General features: G+C 56.0%; 6 protein-coding genes. 4 read left to right on the top strand and 2 right to left on the bottom strand.

All coding sequences use genetic code 11. From position 1 onward, the window contains the following. The coding region (locus tag F8I07_RS08650) for a PCRF domain-containing protein (protein ID WP_292658426.1) at positions 1-776 on the bottom strand (776 nt) is incomplete at its 3' end. 81 nt (positions 777-857) lie between these two features. Then, a complete protein-coding gene (gene rpsT / locus F8I07_RS08645; RefSeq protein WP_292658424.1) occupies positions 858-1,127 on the bottom strand; it encodes a 30S ribosomal protein S20 in 270 nt (89 codons plus the stop codon). 176 nt (positions 1,128-1,303) lie between these two features. Between rpsT and glmM the strand changes: the two genes are divergently transcribed. The 4 genes from glmM to F8I07_RS08625 form a co-directional block, all read left to right on the top strand. Next, a complete protein-coding gene (glmM, locus tag F8I07_RS08640) occupies positions 1,304-2,644 on the top strand; it encodes a phosphoglucosamine mutase (protein ID WP_292658421.1) in 1,341 nt (446 codons plus the stop codon). A gap of 24 nt (positions 2,645-2,668) precedes the next feature. After that, positions 2,669-3,118: a signal peptidase II gene (gene lspA / locus F8I07_RS08635; RefSeq protein WP_292658429.1), complete on the top strand. Its 450-nt coding sequence runs from the start codon at positions 2,669-2,671 to the stop codon at positions 3,116-3,118. A 3-nt stretch (positions 3,119-3,121) separates the two neighbouring features. After that, the gene (locus tag F8I07_RS08630) at positions 3,122-4,069 is read left to right on the top strand and encodes an esterase-like activity of phytase family protein (protein WP_292658418.1); all 948 of its coding nucleotides are present in this window, start codon (positions 3,122-3,124) and stop codon (positions 4,067-4,069) included. Between the two features lie 111 nt (positions 4,070-4,180). Beyond that, positions 4,181-5,584: alkaline phosphatase PhoX (locus F8I07_RS08625; protein ID WP_292658415.1), on the top strand; the 1,404-nt coding region annotated here is incomplete at its 3' end.

Raw genomic sequence — 5,584 nt, 5'->3', positions numbered from 1 at the left:
TGGGATTTTTCATCCTGGATCGCCACGACGATCCCGGTAGGCAGGTGGGTCAGGCGGACGGCGGAGTCGGTGGTGTTGACGCTCTGGCCGCCGCAGCCGCTGGAACGGTAGACATCCATCTTGATCTCGTTGGGTTTGATATCGACCTCCACATCCTCCACTTCGGGGATGACGGCGACAGTGATGGCGGAGGTATGGACCCGTCCCTGGGTTTCGGTGGCGGGGACCCGCTGGACCCGGTGGGTGCCAGCTTCGTATTTGAGCTTGCTATAGACCCCCTCGCCTTTGACCAGGACGATGAGCTCTTTGTAGCCGCCGGCGGTCCCTTCCGAAGAACTGACGATCTCCACTTTCCACCCCTGCCGCTCGGCGAAGCGCAGATACATCCGGAACATATCTTCGACGAAAAGGGCGCTCTCGTCCCCTCCGGCACCAGCGCGAAGCTCGAGATAGATATTTTTGTCGTCGTTGGGGTCTTTGGGGATCATCAGGACTTTGATTGCCTCCTCCAGCTTGGGAAGCTTCGGTTCCAGCTCCGCCAATTCCTCTTTGGCCAGTTCGCCGAACTCGGAGTCGGAGAGCATGGCCTTGTTCTCTTCGATCGCTTCACTGATCTCGAGATATTCCCGCGCCTTCTCCACCAAGGGAGCGATGGAAGATTGCTCTTTGCTCAGCTCCGTCATTCTCTGGATGTCAGAGGCGATCTCGGGGGAGCTCAGCAGCCGGTTGATCTCTTCGTAGCGTTCAATGAAGGGGTGAAGTTTCTCTTGGAACATCTGTGAATCCTGGCGATGAGGTGCATGGGCTCCGGTCGGAAACCGGAGCAGAAAAGTGAAGTGTTTGGTTAAAAAGAGGGGTTAGGCGGCTTCGATGCTGTTGACCAGCTTGTGCAGCCGGCTGACCTTGCGGGAAGCGGTCTGCTTCTTGAGGAAGCCTTTGCTGACATAATGGTGCAGCTGCTTGTTGGCGACCTGAAGAGCTTCCTGCGCTTTGGCCTTATCCCCGGCTTCAGCTGCTTCGCGGACGGCACGGATGATGTTTTTCATCCGGGTCCGGTAGTAACGGTTGCGCTCGGTCTTCTTGACGGTCTGTTTGATGCGTTTCTTTGCTGACTTGTGATGTGCCATGAACTCAGTCCTTTTCTGTGAATATTTTTCGGAAAAATATAGCCCGCTTGATATCAGGGTCTATTGAGTGGGCGAATCATACCAAAAAAAGCTAAATACTAAATAAAATATGTCAGGGAGCTTTGGGTAAAATGTCGTCAAAATTTCATTTTACAAATATTTAAAGGCGGTCAGTGATGGAAAAACTATTTGGAACCGACGGTGTGCGGGGCAAAGCGGGAGTCAAGGTCTCCGCTCCCGCCGCGATGCGGCTGGCGATGGCGACCGGGATCTATTTCCGCCCCAGGGCCAAGACAAACAAGATCCTCGTGGGCAAGGATACCCGCCGCAGCGGCTACATGATCGAAAATGCCATCGTCTCGGGGCTGACTGCAGTGGGCTATGATGTGATTCAGATCGGTCCTATGCCCACGCCGGCCATCGCGTTTTTGACAGAAAACATGCGTTGTGACGCCGGGATCATGATCAGCGCTAGCCACAATCCCTATTATGACAACGGGATCAAGTTTTTTGATGCCCAGGGAAACAAGCTCAGCCATACGGTGGAGGAGGAGATCGAGGCGATCTATGTCGATGACGATGCGATTGATGCCGCGCAGGTGACAGGCAAAGCTATCGGCAAATCCAAACGTATTGATGATGTAATCGGCCGCTATATCGTCCATATCAAAAACTCTTTTCCCCGGGAGTTGACGCTTTCAGGCCTGCGGGTGGTCGTTGATTGCGCCAATGGGGCGGGTTATAAGGTGGCTCCGACGGTTTTGAGTGAGCTGGGGGCCGATGTGGTGGTCCTGGGGGATGAGCCCAACGGTTTCAATATCAACGAGGGGTGCGGGGCGATGCATCCGGAGTATTTGGCCAAGGAGGTCTTGCGTTACCGGGCCGATGTGGGAGTGGCCCTGGATGGGGATGCCGATCGGCTGGTGATGGTGGATGAACAAGGAGAGGTTATCGACGGAGACAAGCTGATGGGGGTTCTGGCGGTCTACCTCAAATCCCAGGGGAAGCTGCGCCACGACGCCATGGTGGCGACGGTGATGAGCAACCAGGCTCTGGACGACTATCTCAAAGAGCATGGTATCACCCTTTACCGCAGTGCCGTGGGGGACAAGAATGTGGTGGAGCTGATGCAGGCGAAAGATCTCAATTTCGGCGGGGAACAGAGCGGGCACATTATCTTCAGCGATTTCGCCAAGACCGGCGACGGCATCTCCAGTGCTCTGCAGGCTCTGGCCTATCTGGTCAGCAGCGGGAAGCAGGCTAGCGAAGCTTTCAACCCCTTTGAGACCTATCCACAGAAACTGGTCAATCTGAATGTGGGAGAGAAGCGTCCGCTCGATGAAATTGAAGGGTTGGCTGATCTTCGAGAGGAGATTGAAGAGGCGGGAATGCGCCATCTCTTCCGCTATTCGGGGACCGAAAACAAAATCCGCCTTCTCCTCGAGGGGCGGGACGCCCGGCAGCTCGAAGAAGCGATGGATCGGATCGAAGCCTTTTTCCGTCGGGAACTCTCCTAAGTGGAAACTCCGGCAAGGTTTGGCATCCGCGGGGCGGCTATTTTTCTGCTAGCGGCCCTGGGGACCTATATCGTCGATCAGGGGATCAAAGAGCTTTTTCTCGCGGGCTATGAGTGGCAGAGCCGCTGTATCTCCCTGGAATTGCACCTCAATCGGGGGGTGGCCTTTAGCCTCTTCGCCTTTTTGGGGCCTTGGCTCAAGTGGCTACAGTCGTTGTTGATTATCGCAATGCTCGGGTTCTTTTGGACGGAGGGGTGGATTCGCCGGCATCCTTTCGTCTTGGGCATTTTGCTCGGAGCCGCGTTGGGCAACCTCTCGGACCGTTTCGTCCACGGGGCGGTCGTGGACTATGTCTACTGGCATTGCGGATTCGATTTCGCCGTCTTCAACTACGCCGATGTGATGATCGACCTCTCGGTGGTCTGGCTGCTGCTGCATGCCTGGTGGAGCCATCGGCGACACAAAGAGGTCTAGGCTGTGGGCCGTTCTCTTTTCCTGCTTTTCCTCCTTTTCTCAGTGCTTCGGGCGGAGGTCTATTCCGTCGATATTCGTCCCTCGGGTTGGAAGGGGGATCGGGTAGGAGCGCTACAGATCCTGGATCAGAAGGAGCTCGTTTTCGATCAGATCGGCGGACGCCATTTCGCCGAGATCTCGGATCTGGCCTTTCTGAAAAAGCGTCGCTGGCTCTTTATGATCAGCGACGAGGGAAAGCTCTTTCGCTTTCAGGCCCGTTTCGGCGAAAAGATCCGGGAGCTGAGCCCGCTGGATGCTGCTACTTTGAGAAAAAAGAGCGGCAAAAAGCTCAAAAAGTGGCGCAGAGACAGCGAGGGATTGACCCTTGACGGAAAAGGAAGGCTCTATGTGAGCTTCGAGGAGAAGCCGCGTATCGCACAGGTGGGCTATGACGGGCGGATCGTCCGCTATCTGCGCCTGCCCAAAGCCATCGATTCGATGGGAAAATTCCGTAGCAAAAACAAAGGGCTCGAAGCCCTGGCTTGGCATCCCAAATACGGGCTGGTGACCGCCGCCGAATATCCGGTAAAAGCGCATTCCAAGAAGATTCAGACCCTCTATGCTCTTCGCGGTCGACAATGGAGCTTTCTGCGCGGCAAGGAGCCCAAAAGCGCCGTGACGGCCCTGGGGGTGCTGGACAACGGAAACTTCCTGGTCTTGGAGCGCTCGATTACCGGTGTGCTCGATCCGGTCGTCATTACCTTGCGGGAGGTGAAGATCGATCATTGCCGTCAGGGATTGTGCCCTACCAAGATCCTGGCGAGGTTGGACAGTTCCAAGGGGTGGACCGTGGACAACTTCGAAGGATTGGCCAAGGTGGGGCCGAACCGTTTCGTCACGGTCAGTGACGACAACGACAACTTCTATCAGAAGACGCTGCTGATCTATTTCCAGGTTCTTCCCGGGAAGTGACGGAGTTTCCTGACGTTCCTTACCTGTTTCTCAACTGTTTCTTTTTTGTCTCCGATCGGTTTCCGTTTGGCTTTATGATTCGAAGGTATTCTACCTTTAAGGAGACCTTCTATGTCCTTTCCTCGTACTCTTCTCGCCTCTTCGCTTCTGTATTCGTCGCTTCTGGCGGCACAAGGGGCCGATACCGACCGCTTCGCCGGGAAGCAAAGCTCCATCGCCTATCCGGTGACCGACGCGCAAAAACGGGCCATTCTCGTCGCACCGCAGATGGAATTGCCCGCCGAGTCGGGGACGCTTCACCCGCTTCGCTACAAAACGGTTCTCAATACCGGAGAGACGCTGGGCTCCGAGATCTTCGGTCTGCTCAAAGATGTCCACGGCAAGCCGCTGCGGATGGAAGACGGCAGCTACTATATCTGTAACGGACAGTTTGGCGGCAGCGGCCCCGATCATACGGAGTTTATCCAGGTTGAGGGCAAGCCCTTTATGGTGACCCAGTTCGAGTGCGGCATCGGTGCGATCTATCTGGCGCCGCTCAAGCAGGATCCCCAAACGGGAGAGCTCAGCGCCGAAGGGCTCAGGTTTGTCTCCCAGGCCGAGTATCACGGCGGGTGGGTCCACTGCGCCGGGATGAAAACCCCGTGGAACAGCTTTCTTGGCAGTGAAGAGTATGAACCCGACGCCCGGAAACTCGATCCCGCCACCGGCAAACTGGAAGGGGATGAATTCTATGACGGCAAGGCGCCCTATTTTGACGGGGATCTCAAGCAGGCCTCTCCCTACTACTACGGATGGATCACCGAGTTGAAGATCCTCAACGCCAAAGGAGACACCCGTTATACCAAACACTACAGTATGGGGCGCTTCGCCCACGAGCTGGCCTACGTAATGCCCGACGCTCAAACCGCCTATTTGAGTGATGACGGAACCAACTGTGCTCTGTTTATGTACCGTGCCGACAAAAAGAACGATCTGAGCGCCGGAACCCTCTATGCCGCCAAGTGGAAGCAAACGAGTGACGCGAATGGAGGAGCGGCCGATCTGGAGTGGATCCCCCTGGGGCATGCCACGGATGCGGAGATCCGGGCGATTGTCGAAAAACGCCCCCTCTTTAACGATATCTTCGAGACGGCCAAGCCACAAGAGAACGGGAGCTGCCCCGCGGGCTTTTCTTCGATCAATACCCGCACCGGGCACGAGTGCCTCAAGGTCAAGTCGGGGATGGAAAAAGCGGCGGCTTTCCTGGAATCGAGACGCTATGCGGCGCTCAAAGGGGCAACGACGGAATTTCGCAAGATGGAGGGGCTGAGCTATGATCCGGATCAAAAGCGCCTCTATGTGGCCATCAGCCAGATTGCCAAGGGGATGGAGGATCGCAAAAAGTATGGCAAGCCCAACCCCAAATACGATGTGGGCGGCCCCAACGATATCCGCCTGCCGGTCAACAAATGCGGCGGCGTCTATGCAATGGATATCGCCCCGCACAAAAAAGACAGCACCGGGAAAGATCTGGGA

This window comes from Nitratifractor sp. (assembly GCF_015487065.1).
Lineage (GTDB): Bacteria > Campylobacterota > Campylobacteria > Campylobacterales > Sulfurovaceae > Nitratifractor.
The sequence above is the reverse complement of the archived record's forward strand: the minus strand, read 5'-3'. Positions and strand labels throughout refer to the sequence as shown.